Source organism: Clostridium sp. AF17-21AC, assembly GCF_003461365.1.
In the GTDB taxonomy this organism is placed as follows: domain Bacteria; phylum Bacillota; class Clostridia; order Lachnospirales; family Lachnospiraceae; genus Coprococcus; species Coprococcus ammoniilyticus.
In genome coordinates, this window is sequence record NZ_QTWY01000004.1 from 113,970 (window position 1) to 135,234 (window position 21,265).

At 40.3% G+C, this 21,265-nt stretch carries 21 protein-coding genes and 1 pseudogene; 21 read left to right on the forward strand and 1 reads right to left on the reverse strand.

Annotation, left to right across the window (positions count from 1 at the left end):
* Positions 1-106: 106 nt before the first annotated feature.
* From DWW85_RS07370 to DWW85_RS07430, 14 genes and pseudogenes are all read left to right on the forward strand, one after another.
* Complete coding sequence (locus DWW85_RS07370; RefSeq protein ID WP_117808205.1) at positions 107-1,540, forward strand: phospholipase D family protein; 1,434 nt, start codon at positions 107-109, stop codon at positions 1,538-1,540.
* Entirely contained in the window at positions 1,519-2,229 is a 711-nt protein-coding gene (locus tag DWW85_RS07375) for a response regulator transcription factor (RefSeq protein ID WP_117808206.1), read from the forward strand. The genes DWW85_RS07370 and DWW85_RS07375 overlap by 22 nt, the downstream gene beginning before the upstream one ends.
* The gene (locus tag DWW85_RS07380; RefSeq protein ID WP_005421561.1) at positions 2,229-3,272 is read left to right on the forward strand and encodes a HAMP domain-containing sensor histidine kinase; all 1,044 of its coding nucleotides are present in this window, start codon (positions 2,229-2,231) and stop codon (positions 3,270-3,272) included. Before DWW85_RS07375 ends, DWW85_RS07380 begins: the two co-directional genes overlap by 1 nt.
* Positions 3,273-3,305: 33 nt before the next feature.
* Positions 3,306-4,370, forward strand: coding sequence for an FUSC family protein (locus tag DWW85_RS07385; protein WP_117808207.1), 1,065 nt, complete (start codon positions 3,306-3,308; stop codon positions 4,368-4,370).
* A pseudogene (locus tag DWW85_RS07390) lies at positions 4,360-4,931 on the forward strand (CDP-alcohol phosphatidyltransferase family protein). Before DWW85_RS07385 ends, DWW85_RS07390 begins: the two are co-directional and overlap by 11 nt.
* A gap of 170 nt (positions 4,932-5,101) precedes the next feature.
* Positions 5,102-5,305 (forward strand): hypothetical protein, encoded by a 204-nt coding sequence (locus DWW85_RS12715; RefSeq protein WP_008402119.1) that lies wholly within the window; start codon positions 5,102-5,104, stop codon positions 5,303-5,305.
* Between the two features lie 53 nt (positions 5,306-5,358).
* Positions 5,359-6,372: a DUF4238 domain-containing protein gene (locus tag DWW85_RS07395; protein WP_117808208.1), complete on the forward strand. Its 1,014-nt coding sequence runs from the start codon at positions 5,359-5,361 to the stop codon at positions 6,370-6,372.
* Positions 6,373-6,470: 98 nt separating this feature from the next.
* Positions 6,471-7,181, forward strand: coding sequence for a phage tail tape measure protein (locus DWW85_RS07400; RefSeq protein ID WP_347465163.1), 711 nt, complete (start codon positions 6,471-6,473; stop codon positions 7,179-7,181).
* Positions 7,182-7,406: 225 nt separating this feature from the next.
* Positions 7,407-7,694, forward strand: a complete 288-nt coding sequence (locus DWW85_RS07405; protein WP_021943411.1) for a hypothetical protein — start codon at positions 7,407-7,409, stop codon at positions 7,692-7,694.
* A 39-nt stretch (positions 7,695-7,733) separates the two neighbouring features.
* The gene (locus DWW85_RS07410) at positions 7,734-8,213 is read left to right on the forward strand and encodes a GNAT family N-acetyltransferase (RefSeq protein WP_117808209.1); all 480 of its coding nucleotides are present in this window, start codon (positions 7,734-7,736) and stop codon (positions 8,211-8,213) included.
* 95 nt (positions 8,214-8,308) lie between these two features.
* Positions 8,309-8,914: a TetR/AcrR family transcriptional regulator gene (locus DWW85_RS07415; RefSeq protein ID WP_117808210.1), complete on the forward strand. Its 606-nt coding sequence runs from the start codon at positions 8,309-8,311 to the stop codon at positions 8,912-8,914.
* A gap of 94 nt (positions 8,915-9,008) precedes the next feature.
* A complete protein-coding gene (locus DWW85_RS07420) occupies positions 9,009-10,799 on the forward strand; it encodes an ABC transporter ATP-binding protein (RefSeq protein ID WP_117808211.1) in 1,791 nt (596 codons plus the stop codon).
* The gene (locus tag DWW85_RS07425) at positions 10,796-12,286 is read left to right on the forward strand and encodes an ABC transporter ATP-binding protein (protein WP_117808212.1); all 1,491 of its coding nucleotides are present in this window, start codon (positions 10,796-10,798) and stop codon (positions 12,284-12,286) included. Before DWW85_RS07420 ends, DWW85_RS07425 begins: the two co-directional genes overlap by 4 nt.
* A gap of 290 nt (positions 12,287-12,576) precedes the next feature.
* The gene (locus DWW85_RS07430) at positions 12,577-13,185 is read left to right on the forward strand and encodes a hypothetical protein (RefSeq protein ID WP_117808213.1); all 609 of its coding nucleotides are present in this window, start codon (positions 12,577-12,579) and stop codon (positions 13,183-13,185) included.
* A 52-nt stretch (positions 13,186-13,237) separates the two neighbouring features.
* Here the strand turns inward: DWW85_RS07430 and DWW85_RS07435 are convergent, their stop codons facing one another.
* Positions 13,238-13,489 carry a helix-turn-helix transcriptional regulator gene (locus DWW85_RS07435; protein ID WP_015513363.1) on the reverse strand — a complete coding sequence of 84 codons (252 nt, stop codon included), beginning with the start codon at positions 13,487-13,489 and terminating at the stop codon, positions 13,238-13,240.
* Positions 13,490-13,621: 132 nt separating this feature from the next.
* Here DWW85_RS07435 and DWW85_RS07440 point away from each other — a divergent pair, with 132 nt between their 5' ends.
* The 7 genes from DWW85_RS07440 to DWW85_RS07470 all read left to right on the forward strand — a co-directional run bounded on the left by DWW85_RS07440 (position 13,622) and on the right by DWW85_RS07470 (position 21,259).
* Complete coding sequence (locus tag DWW85_RS07440) at positions 13,622-13,972, forward strand: hypothetical protein (RefSeq protein WP_117808214.1); 351 nt, start codon at positions 13,622-13,624, stop codon at positions 13,970-13,972.
* 208 nt (positions 13,973-14,180) lie between these two features.
* Positions 14,181-16,685, forward strand: a complete 2,505-nt coding sequence (locus DWW85_RS07445; protein WP_117808215.1) for a DEAD/DEAH box helicase family protein — start codon at positions 14,181-14,183, stop codon at positions 16,683-16,685.
* A gap of 240 nt (positions 16,686-16,925) precedes the next feature.
* Positions 16,926-17,834: a ParM/StbA family protein gene (locus DWW85_RS07450; RefSeq protein WP_181986540.1), complete on the forward strand. Its 909-nt coding sequence runs from the start codon at positions 16,926-16,928 to the stop codon at positions 17,832-17,834.
* Entirely contained in the window at positions 17,822-18,115 is a 294-nt protein-coding gene (locus DWW85_RS07455; RefSeq protein ID WP_117808217.1) for a plasmid segregation centromere-binding protein ParR, read from the forward strand. Before DWW85_RS07450 ends, DWW85_RS07455 begins: the two co-directional genes overlap by 13 nt.
* Before the next feature lie 217 nt (positions 18,116-18,332).
* Positions 18,333-18,926, forward strand: a complete 594-nt coding sequence (locus DWW85_RS07460) for a hypothetical protein (protein WP_117808218.1) — start codon at positions 18,333-18,335, stop codon at positions 18,924-18,926.
* Positions 18,927-18,959: 33 nt separating this feature from the next.
* On the forward strand, positions 18,960-20,303 hold the full coding sequence (gene dcm, locus DWW85_RS07465) for a DNA (cytosine-5-)-methyltransferase (RefSeq protein ID WP_117808219.1): 1,344 nt from the start codon (positions 18,960-18,962) through the stop codon (positions 20,301-20,303).
* Complete coding sequence (locus tag DWW85_RS07470) at positions 20,300-21,259, forward strand: amidoligase family protein (RefSeq protein WP_172678591.1); 960 nt, start codon at positions 20,300-20,302, stop codon at positions 21,257-21,259. Before dcm ends, DWW85_RS07470 begins: the two co-directional genes overlap by 4 nt.
* The last annotated feature ends 6 nt before the right edge of the window (positions 21,260-21,265 follow it).

Consider the following 21,265-nt stretch of genomic DNA (forward strand, 5'->3'; position numbering starts at 1 on the left):
TCATAACAGATGAAATGACGCATGAAAAATAAATTTTGTTGAGGTTAAATTGAGATTGACTTTGTATTGTATAAGTATGGAATAAAAAGGAATCAGGTGATGTACAATGATAAAGCATAAAATATGTAAAATCCTTCTTGTTATACTGGCAATTTTTTTATGTGTGGCTTTTTATGAATTGCTCGGAATCTGCGTTGCATATAAAAAGCAGCCGGAAGTGTCCAATACAACCAAAAAAGAAACAAAAAATGGGTCATGGAACGAATGCAGTGAAAATACAGAACGGGCAGTAATCATAGAAAAGAATCCAGAAGCGCTTTTACAAAGAGTGCGTTTGATCAAGAATGCAAAAAAGGAAATTATTCTTTCTACTTTTGCATTTCAATCCGATGAAAGTGGAAAATTGATTTTAGGAGCACTGCATGATGCGGCAGACAGAGGTGTACATATTCGTCTGTTAGTAGATGGAATGGAGAGCTGGATTGATATGGAAGGAAATCCGTATTTCTATGGATTATCTTCCCATGAGAATGTTGAAATTAAACTGTATAATAAGGCCAATCCATTGAAACCGTGGAAAATGATGGGTAGAATGCATGATAAATATTTGATTGCAGATGGAAAGAGATATATTCTTGGGGGAAGAAATATACACAATTATTTCCTGGGTGATTTCCCGGGACATAAGAACTATGACAGAGACGTGTTAGTGGTTTGCGATGAACCTGAGAAAGAAAATTCAGTTAACCAGTTGTCAGAGTATTTTGAAACCATATGGAATCAGGAAGACAGTGGTTATTTTCATAACAATAAAAAACTGGCAAATAGAAAATCTGTAAAGAACGCAGTTTTAGAGCTGCAGAACAGCTATCAGAAATATTTTGAGGAGAATAAGGAAAGAATCTGCGAGACCGATTATACGGACGAAACTTTTGAGACAGAAAAGATTACATTAGTGTCAAATCCTATTCACACAGGTTCCAAAGAACCAGTAGTGTGGTATCAGTTGGGAGAATTGATGAAAAATGCAAAAAATCGTGTGAAGATCCACACGCCATATATTATCTGTAATGATATGATGTATAATACATGGGAGGAGATTGCAGAGAACGTTTCAGATTTTTCTATCATGACAAATTCAGTTGCGAATAATAGGAATCCATTTGGGTCTGCCGATTATGCGAAAAACAGAAATAGAATCTTAAGTACAGGAATTAATATCTGGGAATATGAAGGCGGTTATTCATATCACGGAAAAAGTATTCTGATTGACGATGATCTGTCTGTAATCGGTTCCTTTAATATGGACATGAGAAGTGTATATCTGGATACGGAACTGATGCTTGTAATACGCAGTAAAGATATTAATAAACAGTTGGAAGAGGGCATGATGGAATATGAAAAGGTGTCCCGCCAGATATTAGAAGGTGGAACTTATAATGATCCATATCATGTAGAGCCAATCGAATTAACAAAGAAACGTCAGAGAAAAATATTTTTGGTACAGCATCTGCTTGGATGGGCAAGGTATCTGTTTTAATAAGGAGGAAGGAAAACGTGTTTCAAATATTGATTGTAGAAGATGATAAAGAATTAAGCCAGCTATTCCAAAAAGTGCTTGAGAAGAATGGATATCAAGTCAAAAGTGCATCGGATGGAGCACAGGCATTAGAAGTATTGGATAAGGAATATATTGATCTGATCATTTCTGATATTATGATGCCGGTTATGGATGGCTATGAACTGGTGTCAGAACTTCGTTCAGCAGGATATCAGATACCAGTGCTTATGATCACTGCGAAAGGTTCCTTTGATGATATGCGTCAGGGATTTTTTTCGGGAAGTGATGATTATATGGTAAAACCGGTAAATGTGAATGAAATGGTTTTAAGAGTCGGAGCACTGCTTCGCCGTGCACAGATATTGAATGAACACAAAATTGTGATCGGTTCAACAGAGTTTGATTATGATGCAATGACGGTTACAACTGATAAGGAAAGTCTTGTTTTACCTAAAAAACAATTCCTGCTTTTATATAAGCTTGCAGCTTCGCCAGGCAGAACATTTACAAAACAACAGTTGATGGATGAAGTATGGGGGTACGAGACGGGGGCAGACCCACATACAATAGAGGTACATATAGGAAGACTCAGAGAGCGTTTTAAAGATAACCCGGATTTTGAAATCGTAACAATGCGTGGAATTGGATACAAGGTGGTGAAAAAATAATGGAACAAAAGAAAAAAAAAGGATTGCGGATCCGATCCTGTCTGACTGGTGCAATCTGGCTGGCACTTGTATTTTCAACAGTCATATCTGCTTTATTATTTGCTTTTTTGAATCATTTTTTTAATCTGCCGGGCAGCATACCTGTGCTTGGCTGGCTTTTGATTTTCAATACATTGATTGCAGGGCTGATCACTTCCTTTATCAATGCAAAGTTACTGGAACCAATTACCAGACTTAGTAAAGCAATGAAGGAAGTTTCTCAGGGAGATTTTGAACAGCATTTGGAAACGAACAGCCGTATAGCAGAAGTTGGAGAATCTTATCAAAGTTTTAACGTTATGACAAAAGAACTTCGTGCAACAGAGGTGCTGCAGATGGATTTTGTATCTAATGTTTCTCATGAGTTTAAGACCCCGATTAATGCCATTGAAGGATATACAATGCTGCTTCAGGGAGAAGAACTGTCTCCGGATCAAGAGGAATATGTAGAAAAAATCTTATTTAACACCCAAAGGCTTTCCGGATTGGTTGGTAATATTTTGCTGTTATCCAAGTTAGAGAATCAGAATATACCAATGAAAAAAACAGAATATCGTCTGGATGAACAGATCCGCCAGGCATTTCTTTCATTGGAAACAAAATGGACAGAAAAAGAAATTGGTTTTCAGGTAGAATTGGAGGAAGTTAAATATACTGGGAATGAAGGACTTTTTATGCATATCTGGATAAATCTTTTGGATAATGCGATTAAGTTCAGCCCTTCAAAGGGGACAATTACGATGTTTCTGAAACAAGAACAGGATTCTGTTAAGTTCATTTTGGAAGATGAAGGACCAGGAATAGAGGATGATGTAAAATCCAGAATATTTGACAAGTTCTATCAGGTAGATGGATCTCATAAAGCAGAAGGAAATGGCCTAGGTCTCGCACTTGTAAAACGGATTGTAGATAGTGCCGGAGGAACAATCAAAGCAGAAAATCGTGAATATGGTGGATGCAGATTTGTTATAGAGCTGCCAAAGCAGAAAGATGAGATTATATAGTTTTAAGATAAATTAGAAGATAGGAGGATTTATATGACATTTTATCAGGAGTTGCAGTTAAATCAGGCAGGTTCTAAAAAACTGTTGAAAAAGAGTGAAACACTAAAAGAAAAATTATATCATATGTGGGTATATCTGGTGAAGATAGCTGTTACAATGGCATTTTGTTTTTTCTTTGTTAGTATTTTCAGCACCCTATTTGGAAATGAGAACAGCATTGTAGGTGTAGTAGTCTTATTATGTCTCATGGTGTTTAGAAATGCGGATTTGGGGATCCACACCGGACAATCTACGATGCTTTTGGCTTTGTTCTTTGTAATTATGACTGTATGTCCGCATTTAGCAAATCAGTTTTCACCGGTATTGGGAATGCTGTTAAATATTGCGGCACTGGCTGTGTTGATTCTGTTCGGATGCCATAATCCACTCATGTTTAATCAATCTACATTGGTTCTTGGGTATCTGCTGCTATATGGTTATGATGTTACGGGAAAAAGCTATCAGATGCGATTAGTCGGAATGGCTTTAGGTGCAGCACTTACCTGCTTCGTATTTTATCGAAATCATAAAAACAGAACTTATAAAAGAAATCTGAAAGATCTGATACAAGAATTTGATATCACTTCTTCCAGAACAAAATGGCAGATATGTCAGATTTTATGCGTACCGATTGTCCTTTGCATTGCAGAATTTTGTAATATGCCACGTGCAATGTGGGCTGGTATTGCGGCCATGTCCGTGATTTTGCCGTTTATGGAAGATATGCACTACAGAGTCCGTAAAAGGATTGTCGGAAATATTGCAGGTGTTATATGTTTTACAGTATTATATTTTCTGCTTCCTTCGTCAATCTATGCATATATAGGAATTCTTGGTGGAATCGGTGTAGGATTTTCAGCACAATATGGCTGGCAGGCAGTATTTAACACATTTGGTGCCTTAGCCATTGCTGCAGAGACTTATGGACTACAAGGAGCGGTTAGTCTTAGAGTGATTCAAAATGTTTTTGGTGTTGTGTTTGCTTTAGCATTTTGTGTTATATTTTATTGGTTTATGTCTAAAAAAAAGGAAAGTGAGGTGACCGTACATGCAGAGTGAAGTGAATCAGGAAGAAAATTTGAATAGAATTATTACGGTTCCTAATCTTCTTTCTTTTTTCGGCTTTGTCTGATTCCGGTAATTATATGGAGTTATTGTGTAAAGAAAAATCCTCTGTTAGCTGGTGAAATCTTATTGCTGTCTGGTCTTACGGATCTTGCTGATGGATATATCGCAAGAAGATTCCATAGGATTAGTAATTTAGGAAAAATACTTGATCCGGTGGCTGATAAGCTGACACAGGCAGCGATGTTAATCTGTCTGTTTACTCGTTTTCCGCATGTGCTTCTTTTAATCGTAATAATGGCAGGTAAAGAGTTGTATATGGTAGTCAGTGGATGTCTTGTGATACGAAAGACAGGAAAAGTACATGGTGCAGACTGGCATGGAAAGATAGTAACCTCTTTATTATATGGAACTGCAGCGGTGCATATTATATGGTTCCACATTACACCGATGGTATCAGATCTATTGATTGGTTTGTGCGCTATAATGATGGTCATATCGGTCGCTCTGTATATTATCCAGAATACCAGGACTCTTAAGGGAGAGACTGTATAAGCAATTTTATATTGCAATGACTAGAAAAATATTTAGGAGAAGATAGATATAAACAGTAAGTCAAACACACAAACTATGGAGTCTTTAGTCGGTTTAATAAAATTTTAGATTCTCTATTTACCAGGTTCTTCCACAGCTGATTGAACTCTGGGGACTGAATGTAAAAACGGATGTTGAATCTAAAAAAAGTTCGCCCAACTGAGCGTGAAATGACAACCCCATTGTTTCTGCTTCGATGTGTGCAGTTAGGCTTATCGATGGCAGATCTTGATATGCTGTCGATAGGTCTTATCAATGATATGTATGCAGAGAGCAGAAACGATGATTGCAAATATGCAGAACTAGCAACGCAGGAAGATTTCGACAAGTTTTAATGGTAATAATTATTAATAATATGTTATACTCAAATCAGTAAAGAGGTGATTATATGATTAATAGCCATTTTATTCCTCAACTCATTTTGAGACATTTTTGTGAAGACGAAAAAATCCAGTATTATGATTTGAATTCAGGAAATATAGAGTCCAGGAGTACCAAATCAGTATTTTCCGAAAAAGGGTATTATCCTGAGAATATTGAGAAAGACTTATGTCACAAGATAGAGGTTCAGTTTGCTAATATATTGAACAACAAAATTCTTAAAGAAAACAACAATATTGCTTTAACATCAGAGGACTTATTAACAATAAAGAAGTATTTAATTATTACGACTTTAAGAGTTAAGGATGAAAATATGGAGCATAATCTCTGGTATAAGGCCTTAAAAAGAGATGGATTTATTTTTGAGAATGGCCCATTTAAGGATATATTCAGTGGTGATTTCTACGAAAACATGAATAAGATTTTAGAATGTCAGAATAAGGAAGAGTTGGTTAGGATAGTAAATAAAGGCGAGAACATGAATCTTTTTAATTATGTAAAAGATGTTGTTTTTTCGTATAATGTATTTGTAAGAACAAACAATAGTAAAGAGGATTTAATTATTACTGATAGAGGATGGGCTGCATATATGGGGCCCATTGGTGTAAGAAAGATGAACGCACTAATGCAAAGTGGTCGGATTGAAGATGCTATGTTGCTTCAAATGGTATCACCGCAAGATTATGGTATATTTCCTTTATCAAGAAATATGGCAATAATTACAATGAGTCCTGCATATAAACAGCACTTAAAGGGTTCAGGTACAAGGATAATATATCCGCCACATGCCCCAACTTTATCTGCGTGTTTGGGATTTGGGAGTGAAGATACGATAGAACCACCTACAAATAAATTTTTAAAATCTGGTGCGATGGTGTATCAATATAAAATTAAACAGTTAGTAAAAAGAGATGTTATCTTTTTGAATTCATTGTTACTAGATTATGCGAATCAGTTTTTTGGCTATGCAAATGCAGATAAAGTAAGATCAAGTTTGAAGGAAAAGAATATTGATATTTAGTTGAGAGCATCAATCCTTAAGTGGGTTGGTGCTTTTTCTTGCTCGGAGAAATCCGAGCATTTTTATGTCAAAATTTAGGAGAGAGGAGGTGAGAATTCATGGCAAGCCGTATACAAGGAATTATCGTAGAAATTGGTGGTGATACAACCAAATTACAGAATGCCCTTAAAGGTGTGAATGGACAGATCAAGTTCACCCAGTCGAAGCTGAAGGATGTTAACAAACTGCTGAAACTGGATCCGGGCAATACGGAACTTCTGGCACAAAAACATAAACTGCTTGCTGAGGCCGTTGGTGAAACAAAAGAAAAACTGGCAACCTTAAAGATGGCAGCAGAACAGGCAAATACAGCACTTGCCAATGGAGAAATCTCACAGGAACAGTATGATGCCCTTCAAAGGGAAATCGTAGAGACGGAGCAGGATTTGAAGAACCTTGAAACACAGGCAAATCAGTCAGCTATGGCAGTCCAGAAGATAGCCACAGCCGGAGAAAAGTTAAAGACCATAGGAGATAACATTTCCTCTGCCGGACAGAAACTATTACCCGTTACAGCAGGGGTGACTGCTCTTAGAACAGCATCGGTTACTACGGCTGCCAATTTTGAATCTTCCATGTCACAGGTGCAGGCAATAATGGGAATCACAAAAGATTCCATGTCTAAGGTAAACGGACAGTCAGTAAATACAATGGATACACTTTCCAAACTGGCAAAGAAGATGGGTGCAGAAACTGCATTCTCTGCATCAGAGTGTGCAGAGGCTCTTAATTATCTGGCTCTTGTAGGATATGACACACAGCAGATCTAGAAGGTTGGTTAGGTTTCCAACATTGACCTTGTGGTAACTTTGGACAGGAAAAGGAAACATAACAAGTAAAAATATCTGTTAATATAAAGGATAATACAGAATAAATTTAAACAGGTTTTATCGACAATGAAATGTTGGTAGAACCTGTTTTCAGTTTTGAGATGACCTGTGTTATAATGAATATTAATTTATTTATAGTTGCAAAAGAAAAAGGAGATGCATAACATGTGGTCTGTGACCAGAATAGATGAAGCAGATTATGGCTGCGAGGAGCGGATGCCCGGGGAACCGCTTCTGGTGCTGGTAACAATCGAAAGTGACGATGGTAGAATGTGCCGGTTTGAGTGTGCGGAGAACTGGCTCCTGCAACAGGGCATAGATGAGGGTGATGAATGGCCGGAGGATATTGAGCAGGTGGAAGCGGACAGAGAACAAATTGACCGGATGAGCGAGTGGATGAACAAATACTATGAAGCCGTAGAGGAAATGGAAGACCTGTTTGATGCAGAGTGAATAAGTAAACGAAGAAAGACAGAAAAGAGAGGACTTACCATGCAGATAATGAATGCAACAGAAGAAGATAAAGATGAACTGCTGGCTTTATACCATGCGATGATCGGGGGACCATGTGAGTGGAGCGAGACATACCCGGATGAGAACACGATCGCATTTGACCTTAAGAATGAAGACCTGTTTGTGATGAAGAACGATGCAGGAGAGATCATTGCGACGATCTCAATCGACCATGACGATGCCGTGGAGTCACTGACCTGCTGGCATGAAGATCAGGCACCGTCGGGAGAATTGTCCAGACTCTGTGTAAGAAAGGATACGCAGGGACAGGGAATCGCAAAGCAGATGATGAATTATGCCGGTGATGTGTTGAAGAACCGGGGCATGAAAGGAATCCATATTCTGGTTCGGGAAGGCCATGTGGTAGCACTCTCGACATATGCAAAGATCGGATTTAGGACTGTCGGGGAATGTGATCTGTTTGACAAACATTTTATCTGTATGGAGAAGAAATTTTAAAGAAATAAGCTTGACTTTTATAAAATAACAGCGTTATAATAACGCTGTTATTTTATATTGCATATAAATGACGATGAGTGATCAAGGTGTGGTTTATGAGAAAAGAATCAGAAGGTGTAACAGAAAATTTATTGGATAGTGCCAGAAAGGAATTCTTACAATATGGATTCCATGATGCCAGCCTGCGGAGAATATCGGCAGACAGTGGAGTCAGCACGAATTCAATCTATACAAGATTTGGCGACAAGAGTGGCTTATTTACGGCGATTGTAAAAGAAGCCGCAGATGAGTTAATGGCGATTTATTCTGACAGCATAAAGAAAGCAGGAGAAGCGACAGATATCAGTCGGGCGGAGGATGCCGGAGATGAAGGAACGGATCTTGTACTGGAATATATTTACAGACATCAGGAAGAATTCAAACTGATCTTCTGCTGTTCGGCGGGAACAGAATATGAGACATATTTTGACAGGCTTGCGGCAAAGGAAGAATACTATTATAAACAGTTTGCGAAGCAGTTTTCGGATGGAGGACATTCGATAGATGATTTTTTTATCCATGTATATTGCAGGAACGGATGGCAGTATGTGTATGAACTTATCACACATGATAAAAGCTATGAAGAGGCAAAAGAATTTATGGCAAATGTCAGAGCATTTAACTATGCGGGCTGGCAGGCGGTGATCGGAATGAAGTTCTGATAATAGGGACTGCTGCATGAAATACAACATGCACCAGTCCTATAAAAATAAATATAGGTTAGTAAATGCTAACTTTAGTAACAGGAGGTTAACTATGAAAGAAAAGAAACAAAGTGCATTGTCCAGACTCATGGGCATAGCAGGAGGGCATAAGTATTTTACCTATGCGTCCTGTGTTCTTGCGATCCTTTCTGCTTGGATCGCATTGATACCATTTTATGATATCTGGCGTATTATGAAAGAGATCCTTGAGGTTCGGCCGGATTTCGTAGATGCGACACATATCAAAACCTATGGCTGGCAGGCTGTTGGATTTGCTCTGCTTGCAATGGTTATCTATATTGTCGCGCTGATGTGCTCCCATATTACGGCCTTTCGTGTACAGGCAAATATGAGAACCACTATGATGGAGCATATCATGAAGCTGCCGCTTGGCTACGTTGAGAAAGAAGGAACCGGAAAGCTCCGTAAGGTTGTAAATGATTCAAGTGCAGCAACAGAGACTTTCCTCGCACATAACCTTCCGGATAAAGTAGTTTCCGTTGCAACGCCGGTTGGACTGTTAGTGGTGATGTTCGTATTTGACTGGAGACTGGGAATTGCCAGTCTGATTCCTGCGGTTCTGGCATTTATCATGATGGGAACATTGATGATGGGACCAAAGATGGCAGAGGATATGAAGCAGTATCAGAATGCACTTGAGACCATGTCTTCCGAGGCAGTTGAGTATGTAAGAGGTATTCCGGTTGTTAAGACCTTTGGACAGACGGTGTACTCATTCAAGAAGTTCAAAGCGGCAATCGATGATTATGAGAAATGGACGCTTGATTACACCAAGGGGATGATGAAGCCGATGGTGCTGTTTACAATGTCAGCAAATGGAATCTTTGCAGCACTAATCATTGTTGCTTACATTCTGGGTGGTAATCATGTAAGTAATACATTTGTATTAAACCTGATCTTCTATATCCTGATCACTTCGGTTCTTACAACTACACTGATGAAGATTGCCTATGCAGGCGAATCCCAGATGCTGGTGGAGGATGCATTACAGAGAATGGATGATATTCTAAATGCAAAGCCTCTGGTAAATACAGAAAAGCAGGAGATACCAAAGGATGCATCGATCACGATGGAGCATGTTACATTTGCCTATGACGAAGCAAAGAAAAATGCAATTGACGATATATCCATGAAGATTCCGACCGGTGCACATATCGCTTTCGTTGGACCATCCGGTGGTGGTAAGACTACATTGGCATCTCTGGTTGCAAGATTTTGGGATGTAAAGGATGGCAGCATAAAGATCGGTGGTGTGGATGTTAAAAATATTGACACTAAGAAACTGATGGAAGAAGTATCGTATGTATTTCAGGACAGCAAGCTGTTAAAGATCAGCATATTGGAAAATATAAGAATGGGTAGACCGGATGCGACTGACGAAGAAGTTATGCAGGCACTTTCTGCTGCTCAGTGTATGGATATCATAGAGAAGTTCCCGGCGGGGGTACATACGATGATTGGCTCCAAGGGAATCTATGTATCCGGTGGTGAAGCACAGCGGTTATCGATCGCAAGAGCATTTCTTAAAAATGCACCGATCCTGATCCTAGACGAAGCAACAGCATTTGCCGATCCGGATAATGAGCGTCTGGTTCAGAAAGCGTTTGAGAATCTGGCAAAGGACAAGACGGTTATCATGATCGCGCATCGCCTGTCAACCATAACGGATGCGGACTGCATCTATGTGCTGAAGGATGGTAAGATCGCAGAGAACGGAACACATGAGGAACTGTCGGAAAAGAACGGAATCTATACTCATATGTGGAAGGAATATAACAAATCTGTCAACTGGCAGGTAGGAAGGAAAGGTGAAACAGCATGATAGAAAAATTAAAGCACAAATATGCCTTGTCCGAAAAGGGTGCAAATGCTATGGTTCGCGCCTTTGTGGCAGTTACGATCTCCAATTTGGTGCTGATGCTCCCGGTAGGACTGCTGTATCAATTAGCTTCCTACCTGTTGGAGAACCGTGTTCCAAAGGATAAACTGATATTCTTTATTATTGGAATCAGTGTAACTTTATTGTTAATTGTAATATCAACAAGTTTTCAATATAATTCGACTTTCTATTCGACCTACGTAGAGAGTGGAGTCCGTCGCAGAACGCTTGCAGAAAAGCTGAGAAAGCTTCCGCTTTCTTTCTTTGGCAAGAAGGATCTTGCAGATTTGACAAATACAATCATGTCCGACTGTGCATTGATCGAGACAGCAAGCTCACACTGGATTCCTGAGCTTGTAGGCGCATTTATATCTACAACATTGATCGTGATCGGGCTGTTTTTCTTCGACTGGAGAATGGCGCTGGCGGCTGTATGGGTTATGCCGGTAGCATTTGCCATCGTTGGTTATTCAAAGACAGTTATGGGTAAGGTTCATGAGAAGACGATAACCTATAAGCTTGCATGTCTGGACGGGATACAGGAAGGTCTGGAAACGATTCGTGATCTTCGTTCCAATAATATGGCTGATTCTTATATGGAGGGTCTGAATAAAAAGATCAAGGATGTCGAGCATCATGCGATAGTATCCGAATTTGCAAATGCAGCATTTGTCTGCTCCGCACAGATGATCTTAAAGCTTGGTATCGGGACAGTGGCACTTGTTGGAAGTATTCTTCTGGTTGATGGCAAGATCAGTGTACTGACGTTCTTTGCATTTCTGTTGGTTGTAACCAGAATGTATGAGCCGCTTCAGATCTCGCTTCAGAATCTGGCTGCCGTTATCAGTATCAATAAGAACTGTGAGCGTATGGATGAGATCCTGTCTCATGATGAACAGACAGGAAGAGAGAATCCGGATAATAAGGGATATGACATCGTATTTGATCATGTGGCATTCTCCTATAAGGCTGGAGAGCAGGTACTCTCCGATGTCAGCTTTACGGCAAAGCAGGGTGAGGTCACAGCCCTGATCGGACCATCCGGCGGGGGTAAGACAACGGTTTCCAGACTGGCAGCAAGATTCTGGGATAACAATGCCGGTACGATCACAGTCGGCGGCATGAATGTTCTGGAAATTGATCCGGAGCAGTTATTGTCCTTGTATTCGATCGTGTTCCAGGATGTTACATTGTTCAATAATACAATTATGGAGAACATCCGGATCGGTAAAAAGGATGCGACCGATGAAGAAGTTATGGCAGCAGCAAAGCTTGCAAACTGTACAGATTTCATCGAGAAGCTTCCGGATAAATGGGATACCATGATCGGTGAAAACGGTTCCGAGTTGTCCGGTGGCGAACGTCAGAGAATCTCGATCGCAAGAGCGTTCTTAAAGGATGCGCCGATCATTCTGATGGATGTAAAATGAGGTATAGATGGTAGGCGTGTATGGAGTGTATACAGTTTGCTTTTAGAGGAAAATAGGTACATGATACACAGATAATGGAAAAGAATGTGTATTCAGTTGAATATAGAAATAAGTAGTAGGTATGAAAGAATAAGATTCTTCCATGCCTTTTTTTATTATTTATAAAGAAAGGATAGGTTGCACAGTATCCGCCCGGTCATTTCAGTAGATCTGCTGAATAGCTTTCTCCCGGAAGTGTGGTATAGTCTTGTGCTTGGAACAGGGAAACGACACAGAAAGGAGAAAACGATATGTCAGTACAGCCAGATATCATCTGGAACGAGCAATGTCTGGGGATACGGATAGGAGAACAGGTATGTATCTATCTGAAAAAGCATAATGCGGAATACCAGAGACTGCAAAAGAAAATACTGGAACTTATAGAGAAGTATCCAGTGATAGAAACATTTATGGAAGCGGCTCAGTCAATCAGTCTGACAGCAGACGAACATCAGGCACTGCACCAATATTTCCAACTGGAGAACGGAAAGGAAATGATAGAAGAAGAATATCATTTCTATATGGGACAGGCACAGATGATTTCGTATGGTGCCATGCTTGGAAAAATCAAAAAAGCAGTGTCAGGAAAGGACGAAAGTGATACAAAGAAATTACTGGAACTGCTAATGGATACCTGGATTGATGAGGTAGAAAATGAACTGAAAGAAAATGCAGTGTACCAGAAAATGCTCGAAAAAATATCAAAATATGAAGATCAGGTTCAGGCAATGGGACTTGAAAAAGAAAAACTAAAAATGATAGATGCATACGTTACGAAAGTAAATGAGAGATGGATTCTATATGCGGAATCCTTGTATCAGGCTGGTATGCAGAAAATCCTGGAATTACTGAATCTGTAAAAGAGACGGATAAAATGGGGAAGCACGAAAGACACTTCCCCATTTGTCACTTCTATTCATCTTTGCCATCAATGAGAAATATGTATGAAACCTGAAAGATTTCAGCAATGGCTTTTAATTCAAGATCAGTGACATAACGCTTGTTTGTTTCGATTCTGGTGATTACATTTTTATCCATATCGTAACCAGCTAACTGGAGTTTATAGGCAAGATCACGCTGAGACATATTGTGGGTCTTGCGAAGTTCAATCAATCGCTGGCTAATCAGATTCTTCTCACCAGACTGTGTCCTTGGCTTTGGCATCTTAAATCTCTTCCTCTCTGGTAAAAAGATGGTTTGTCTCACTTTTTGCACCATCTGTATTGATTTTAACGATTGGACAAGGTAGAATCGGTTGTAAAAGTGAGACAAGGACAGAAGAGAAGGGAGAAATATATGGAGCAGGCAAAAATAGAACAGCTTGCATTTTTATATTTATGCAGCGAGCATGATAAAAGGCTATTACTTAAGAAAGAAAAAATGCAGTTAGCTGATTTCGACAGGTTGACTTATTTGATTTATCATTTGGGTTTTAAGGAATATCATATAAAAGTCTGGATGGAATTTACAGGAGATTTCAAAAAAGAATGGGAATGTTTGAATGCACTCCGGGAAACAGGTGGGAGTGTTGGAAATATAGGCAGTACAAAATCAGAAATCAGACTTCATGAAATATGGATTCAAGATTTTTGCAAAAATGTGTCAACAGAAGTCCGAAGATGGATTCAAGATCTAGATTATAAATAAAAAATATACAGTAGAGCATTTTTATGGTATTATTGTCAATAGAAATGAGTTTGTAAAGTAGATTAACAAGTGAAATTGAAAAGGATTACTCCCAGTAGATTTAATAGTTAATTTAGCAACGGTTCTAGTAGATATTGTGCCTGCGTTCCTTAGAAAATTTATATATAAGTTCAGAGGACGCAGTATTTAAAAAATCAGGAGTGGAATAATGAATCTTTTATCGAAACTTAGTTCTAGTACAAAAGCCAAAACAATAGAGCCTAGAGAAATTTTTATGACATTACCTTCAAAAGCACCAGGTTATGGATATCCTAGAGATGTTCAAAGCGAAGTATGGAAAAAGTGGTTTGATATAAGAAATGAGAAAAATGTAATTTTAAAAATGAATACTGGTAGCGGTAAAACAGTAGTTGGGTTGATTATGCTTCAGAGCTGCTTAAATGAAGAAAAAGGACCAGCTATATATGTTGTGCCTGATAATTATTTGGTTAAGCAGGTTATTGATGAGGCTAAGAGATTGGGAATTTCTGCAACGGAAGATAAAGATGATTATAGCTATTCAAATTCAAAAGCAATTCTTGTTACTTCTATTCAGACTATTGTAAATGGTTATAGTTATTTCGGGATGAGAGAAGGTGGTAATTACCCTATAGGAAGTATTATTATTGATGATGTACATGCGTGTATGGATAAAATCATTAGTCAGTTTATGATAAAAATTGATGCTGAATCAGATGCCTATAAGGAATTAATTGCTATATTTAGTTCTTCGTTAAAAGACTACAATCCAAAAAACTATATTGACATTGTTGAAATGAAAGATTGTCGAAAAAAAATGCTTGTGCCTTATTGGGAATGGCAGAGACAGCAAGATAACATTTATAGAATATTAACGAAATATGATAATAGTAAGAATTCTGCAATATATTTTGGGTTGCCGTTGATAGAGCGAAGCTTGGAAACATGTGATTGTATAATTACTGCTTCTGCAATTGAAATATCACCTAAAGGAATTGATTTAGATAAGATATCGAGTCTTGAAGAAGCAAGTAGACGCATATATATGAGTGCAACATTAGCTGATGACAGTGTGTTTGTTTCTGCGTTAGGATTAAATACAGAAGATATGAAGAACATTATTACGCCAGAGAATGCTAATGATATTGGCGATAGACTCATTATTTTTCCAAAGTACGTAAATAGTGATATATCAGAAATTGAGATAAAGGAAAAAATTGAGGAAATAGCTGAAAAGTATAATGTTGTAATACTTGTCCCTTCTTTTTCCAGAGCAAAATTTTGGGATGAACGTGGAATACGAACAGCGACAAAAGATAACATAGATAAAATAGTTGCAGCATTAAAAAGCGGTAAACATGTAGGAAAAATAATTTTTGTTAATAGATATGACGGAATTGATTTGCCGGGTGATGCTTGTAGAATGTTGGTTATTGACGGGCTTCCTCCTTTAAATAGCATTAAGGATAGATATATTCAAAGTGTAGCTCCTCAGAGCACTGTTTTATTAAGGGAACAAGTCCAAAGAATTGAGCAAGGCATGGGGCGTGGAATTCGTTCTAATGACGATGAGTGTTGTATTGTTCTTATGGGTGATGAGCTTACAGATGTGTTATCACGAAATAGAGGAATAGATTATTTTAGTGTAGCGACAAGATGCCAATATGATCTTTCAAAACAATTATGGGATTTATTGGTTAGTGAAACTGGTTCAAAGCCAACAATTGATCAAATATTTGAACTAGCAAATTATTCATTAGAGAAAAATGCAGAATGGGTTGCAACCTGTAAGGAAAATTTGGCTGCTGTCAAATACTCAAATGAGGCAAAGGTAGATGAAAAAATAGTTGCTCAGAGAAAAGCTTTTGAAAATGCTATAAATATGCAGTGGTCTGATGCTGCAAATACTATTAAGAGTGTTAAAGATAAAGAGAAAGACAAAAAAACTAAGGGATATTTATACCAGATTCAGGCTGAATATACCAATAAAATAGATCCGGCACTTTCTCAAGAAGTGCTAAAAGCGGGCAAAAAATTAAATGCAGCTATTCTGTCGCCTATTGCGGGAATACAATATCAAAGAACAATTAATACAATTCCGCAGGCACAAGCCATCAGTACAAATCTAGATGCTGAAAAACTTGGGTTAAATGAACTGTTAGTATATGTAGATGGAATTTTGGCAAATTTATGTATGGGAAGCGAATACGAAAAGTTTGAGGAGGCATTAAGTCAAATAGGAACAATTCTTGGCTTTGTATGTTCAAGACCTGATAAAGAAACAGGAGGATACGGACCTGATAATTTGTGGGCAATTGACACTGGCAAATATTTGGTTATTGAATGTAAAACAGAGGCCACTACTCAAACAATAAAGAAAGATTATTGTAATCAATTATCGGGATCAGTTAATTGGTTTAAGGAGAATTATGTATACCCAAATGAATGTGTACCAATAATGATTCATCCATCTAAAGTTGTTGATGAGGTTGCATCTCCTGATGAAAATATGAGAGTGATGACCGAGAAAGAACTAACATGTTTTAGAAAAAATCTTCGAGATTTCTATAGTACTCTTTGCCAGAACGGAAATCTTAGTGATGTAAATAAAATTAATGAATTGCTGCGTATATATAAACTTAGAAAAGATGATATTGTCAATAGGTATACAGTTAAGTTTGAACGGAAGGATTAAAAGGAGAAATTATAAAAATAAACAGCAATGGAATTAGTGCAAAGTTATATTATTTTACAGCACTGATTGACAAATAAAAAATGATGGAATACAGCTATGCGTGTTTATTTGCAAATATACATAGCGGTATTTTTTATTACGGGCAGGGCTCTTCGGGGTTCTGCCCTTTTTCTCTTTTTCCAGACCAAAAGACCACCTGCTGGAAAAGAACAAGAAAAACCAGAAAGGATGTGGTGACTTATCATTATAGGAATTGACCATGGATATTATGCCATAAAAACTCCCCATGTATGTTTTCCGACCGGACTGACCGGATACGATTACGAGCCGTATACCATGCAGAATGTCCTGCAGTACAATGGGAAATTTTATGTGTGTGGAACCGGGCGGCAGACGCTGGTGAGAAGTAAGACTTCCAATGACAATTATTATCTTTTGACAATGGCAGCCATTGCCCAGGAAATCCGCTATCGCCGGGGAGAGCGGAAAACAGATGTAGTTCTGGCAGCCGGCCTTCCACTGGCAAGTTTTGGCAGGGAGAAAAAAGGCTTCCGGGAATATCTGTTTCGGAAAGAGCAGCTTCTGCGTTTCCGGTACGAGGATGAGAGCTATGAGATCCGGATTCAGGATGTAAAACTGTTCCCACAGGGATACTCAGCCCTGGCTCTCCACCCGGAATGTGTTCGGGACGAGCCTTCTGTTCTTCTCGCAGATATCGGTGGCTGGACCGTAGACCTGATGCGGCTGGACAACAGTGTTCCAAATGCCGCTACCTGCCGCAGCCTGGAACTTGGTGTGATCCGGTGCGTGGATGAGATCACCGAGCAGGTACGCAGAAATACCGGACTGTCTGTAACGGACATTCAGATCGAACGTGTTCTGAACGGCCAGAGCTGCAGCATGGACCCGGCCGCAAAAGAAATTATTGTCCGGCAGGGAAGGCTCTACACGGAGAAAATACTGTCTGCAATTATGGAAGCCGGGTTCGATCTGAAAGCAATTCCGTCCGTGATCATGGGCGGCGGAGCCAGCATTCTGAAACGGCACGTGACACCGCAGGACGGGCTGTGTCGGCAGATTTACCTGACGGACGTACACGCCAACGCTTCCGGCTATGAGCGGATTGTGGGGCAGATGTGCGCGAAGTAAAGAGGCCCGTTTTCTCGTTCCGCCTGAACCTTGATAACCCAGATCACCAAAAGGCATGGGAGATCCTGCAAAGTGTTCCGGATGGACAGAAGAGCAGCTATCTGGTTCAGGTGATCTTAAAAGATCAGGAAAATAACCAGCTGGAGAAAAGCATCCGGCAGGCAATCCGGGAAGAACTGGCAGGTATTTCCATTTCAGACTCCGGGGAGAGTGTTTCAAAGAAGGAAGAAATCCCGTCCCAGATGCTGGATTTTCTCTCCGGGCTTGAGGATGCATTCTGAAAAAGTCAAGTCTTTCCCGGTGATAAAATAGCCAAATTTCAAGAAGTCAAATTAGTATAAATCGCGGATCTTTGAAAGGGGTGATGCCTATTGAGTGTTATTGGATCTGCATCCTTTGGGGGCTTTGGGGAAGCGTATATTCGTTGGGTATTGTGAATAGCTTTCTGCCTCGTTTTAGGGTATGTTGTGTATAGAAAAAAGAAAGGAGAACAAACGCATGGAGATGAAAAACATATGCGGAAAGATCCCGGTAGACTTACATGAAAAGATGAAACTGGAGATCGAAGAATTAGGAATCAGCATACCAAAATACCTTGAAATAGTAATCGAAGAACACATGACAAGAAAAGGAGAAAAGACGAACATGGCAGATTTAAGAACAGTAGCAGTACAGGTAACCGAGGATTTATTTTCCAGACTGAAAGCAGTCCTCGCCAAGAATGGCATGAAACAGAAAGACTTCTTAATCGGGCTTATCGAAGAGGCAATCGAAAAAGAGGAAGCCAAATGGAAAGCAGAGTCAGCGGAAGCCGAAGAAACAGAAGGAGAAACAACAGAATCAGAAATGGAAGATCCTGAGACTGCAGAATCAGAACCGGATGAAGAGTCAGCAGAACCTGAAGCAGAAGAGCCTGAGACAGAAGTACCGGAAGCTGAAACAGACGGAGAAATGACAGAACCGGACGAAGCTGAAGCAGATGAAGAGCCGACAGAGCCAGAAAACGAAGAGCCAGCAGAAGCAGAGCCAACAGAACTGGAAACCGAAGAAGCAGAAGAAGCAGAGCCAGAGGAAGCGGAATCAGAAGAATAGACATCACAAAACAGAAACCAAGAGACGGAAACGGTGCAGAGAAATCTGCACTGTTTTTTTCGCAGCGAAGGGAGGCTGATAGCCGGAACAATTCGATTTTTTGACCTGTTCAGTGGAATCGGAGGATTCCGAGAAGGACTGCACAGGGCAGGGGGCTTCACCTGTGTCGGACACTGTGAAGCGGATGCGTATGCAGACCACAACTACCGGGTGCTGTTTGATACGGAAGGAGAGTGGTTCTGCAATGACGCAAGAAATATTGAAACAGAACGAATGCCGGACTTTGATCTTTTATGCGCGGGATTTCCTTGCCAGGCATTCTCCATCGCTGGACGAAGGGAAGGATTTGCCGATGCAAGAGGAACCCTTTTCTTCGAAGTTGCCAGACTGGTTGCAGACAAACGACCTGCGTATTTTCTCCTTGAAAACGTACCCGGTCTGCTTTCGCATGACAAAGGCCGGACGTTTCACACCATCCTCAGTACGCTATCTGAACTGGGGTATCATGTCGAATGGAAGGTGCTTAACAGCAAGGATTTCGGAGTCCCCCAGTCGAGGAAGCGGGTGTATATTGTCGGATATCTTGATGGAAGATGTGCCGGAAAAATATTACCTTTCCCAAAAGCAAATGGAACAGCTCTTATACAAGTCCATGCTGGTAAACAGGGAGAAAGAGTCTATGCAGAAGAAGGACTGAGCTGCACCCTGACCAGTGGAGCTGGCGGTATGGGCGGCAAGACCGGATTATATGAAGTCGGTATCCCGATTAAGGAAAATACCAGAAAAGGGTACAAGATGGCCTACGAGGGAGACAGCATTGACCTTGGATATCCGGGCATCAACAGCCGCAGGGGAAGAGTCGGGCATGAGATCGCCCATACTCTGACGACCGGAAACCAGCAGGGGACACTGCATTTTGTAGATATCTCCCCTCCGCCGCTGGTAACAGACGTTGCAAGATGTCTGAATACCAGACAGGATTCCAGCATCCATAACCACAGGGGCGAAAGTTCCGGGGTGCTGGTGGAAGAACCGCCAAGGGCAGTGCTGACACCGGACAGGGAAAAAGTCCGCCAGAATGGAAGAAGGATGAAAGAACCGGAAGAGCCAATGTTCACCATTACGGCAACTGACCGTCATGGAGTGATTTACCACGGCAGAATCCGCAGGCTGACGCCAAGGGAGTGTCTGCGGCTGCAGGGATACCGGGATGGTCAGATTTCCAAGATGGAAAAAGAAACATCGGATAACCAGCTTTACAAGCAGGCCGGTAATGGTGTCACTGTCAATGTCATTGAAGCAATAGGCAGAAATTTGAAAGCAGTAGATGAAGAGATCCAAAGCGGCTCACCTGTTCCAGAAGCGAAGGGTGGGTGAAGCAGATCGACCTAAAAGACCAGTATTTTGGTACAGAGATTGAGATGACAGGTATCAGCCGCTATGATGCGGCTGTTGCGATTGGAAGAATGTTCGGAACAGAGCCATATCATATCCGTTCTTACGATTCCTGGTGTGTAAAAGATTCAGATGGAAAAACGTGGAAATTTTCAAGGGACAGCAGTATCGACTGTGAAAGGCTGGCAAATGGTACTGTAATAGATGCCGATGGAGATTATTCGACAGAAATGGTATCCCCGAAATTGGAATATTCGGAAATGGGGAAACTCCAGGAAGTGGTGCGGTGTGTCAAAAACGCAGGTGCTTTTGTCAATTCATCCTGTGGCATGCATGTCCATGTGGACGCATCCAATCATACACCAAGGAGTCTGAAAAATGCACTGACGATCATGTACTGCAAAGAGGATATTCTGTTCAAAGCCTTAAATGTACAGACGAGAAGGGAAGATGAGTATTGTCAGAAAGTCCGTCCTATGGTAGTGGAGAAGATCCGCCGGATGCCAAACAGCACCATCACGATGGAAAAATTCAAAAGGGCATGGTATGAGGGAAATGACGGAAGCTCCGAGCATTACAACTGGACAAGGTATTATGCCTTAAACTTACATGCTGTTTTTTCCAAGGGAACACTGGAATGGCGTTGTTTTGAAAGCACCCTCCATGCAGGAAAAGTCCGGTCAAACATTACGCTGGCACTTGCCATATCCGCACAGGCGGTCAACCAGTCCTGTACCCATGCCAAAAAGACGGAGATCGGGGATAACCCGGCATTTACATTCCGTACCTTTTTGCTCCGTCTCGGACTAATCGGGGACGAATACAAAAATGTGCGGAAGCATCTGCTTGCTAACCTCGACGGCGATAAAGCATGGCGGTATGACAAAAGCACCTATGCCTGTCTGCAGAAGCCAGGACGGACAGAGGACGCAAGATAACAGAAT

Bases quoted from the DNA above. Each gene is read 5' to 3' on its own strand.
- DWW85_RS07370 (WP_117808205.1), top strand. From the start codon at position 107: ATGATAAAGCATAAAATATGTAAAATCCTTCTTGTTATACTGGCAATT.
- DWW85_RS07375 (WP_117808206.1), top strand. From the start codon at position 1,519: ATGGGCAAGGTATCTGTTTTAATAAGGAGGAAGGAAAACGTGTTTCAA.
- DWW85_RS07380 (WP_005421561.1), top strand. From the start codon at position 2,229: ATGGAACAAAAGAAAAAAAAAGGATTGCGGATCCGATCCTGTCTGACT.
- DWW85_RS07385 (WP_117808207.1), top strand. From the start codon at position 3,306: ATGACATTTTATCAGGAGTTGCAGTTAAATCAGGCAGGTTCTAAAAAA.
- DWW85_RS12715 (WP_008402119.1), top strand. From the start codon at position 5,102: ATGTTGAATCTAAAAAAAGTTCGCCCAACTGAGCGTGAAATGACAACC.
- DWW85_RS07395 (WP_117808208.1), top strand. From the start codon at position 5,359: ATGATTAATAGCCATTTTATTCCTCAACTCATTTTGAGACATTTTTGT.
- DWW85_RS07400 (WP_347465163.1), top strand. From the start codon at position 6,471: ATGGCAAGCCGTATACAAGGAATTATCGTAGAAATTGGTGGTGATACA.
- DWW85_RS07405 (WP_021943411.1), top strand. From the start codon at position 7,407: ATGTGGTCTGTGACCAGAATAGATGAAGCAGATTATGGCTGCGAGGAG.
- DWW85_RS07410 (WP_117808209.1), top strand. From the start codon at position 7,734: ATGCAGATAATGAATGCAACAGAAGAAGATAAAGATGAACTGCTGGCT.
- DWW85_RS07415 (WP_117808210.1), top strand. From the start codon at position 8,309: ATGAGAAAAGAATCAGAAGGTGTAACAGAAAATTTATTGGATAGTGCC.
- DWW85_RS07420 (WP_117808211.1), top strand. From the start codon at position 9,009: ATGAAAGAAAAGAAACAAAGTGCATTGTCCAGACTCATGGGCATAGCA.
- DWW85_RS07425 (WP_117808212.1), top strand. From the start codon at position 10,796: ATGATAGAAAAATTAAAGCACAAATATGCCTTGTCCGAAAAGGGTGCA.
- DWW85_RS07430 (WP_117808213.1), top strand. From the start codon at position 12,577: ATGTCAGTACAGCCAGATATCATCTGGAACGAGCAATGTCTGGGGATA.
- DWW85_RS07435 (WP_015513363.1), bottom strand. From the start codon at position 13,489: ATGCCAAAGCCAAGGACACAGTCTGGTGAGAAGAATCTGATTAGCCAG.
- DWW85_RS07440 (WP_117808214.1), top strand. From the start codon at position 13,622: ATGGAGCAGGCAAAAATAGAACAGCTTGCATTTTTATATTTATGCAGC.
- DWW85_RS07445 (WP_117808215.1), top strand. From the start codon at position 14,181: ATGAATCTTTTATCGAAACTTAGTTCTAGTACAAAAGCCAAAACAATA.
- DWW85_RS07460 (WP_117808218.1), top strand. From the start codon at position 18,333: ATGGAGATGAAAAACATATGCGGAAAGATCCCGGTAGACTTACATGAA.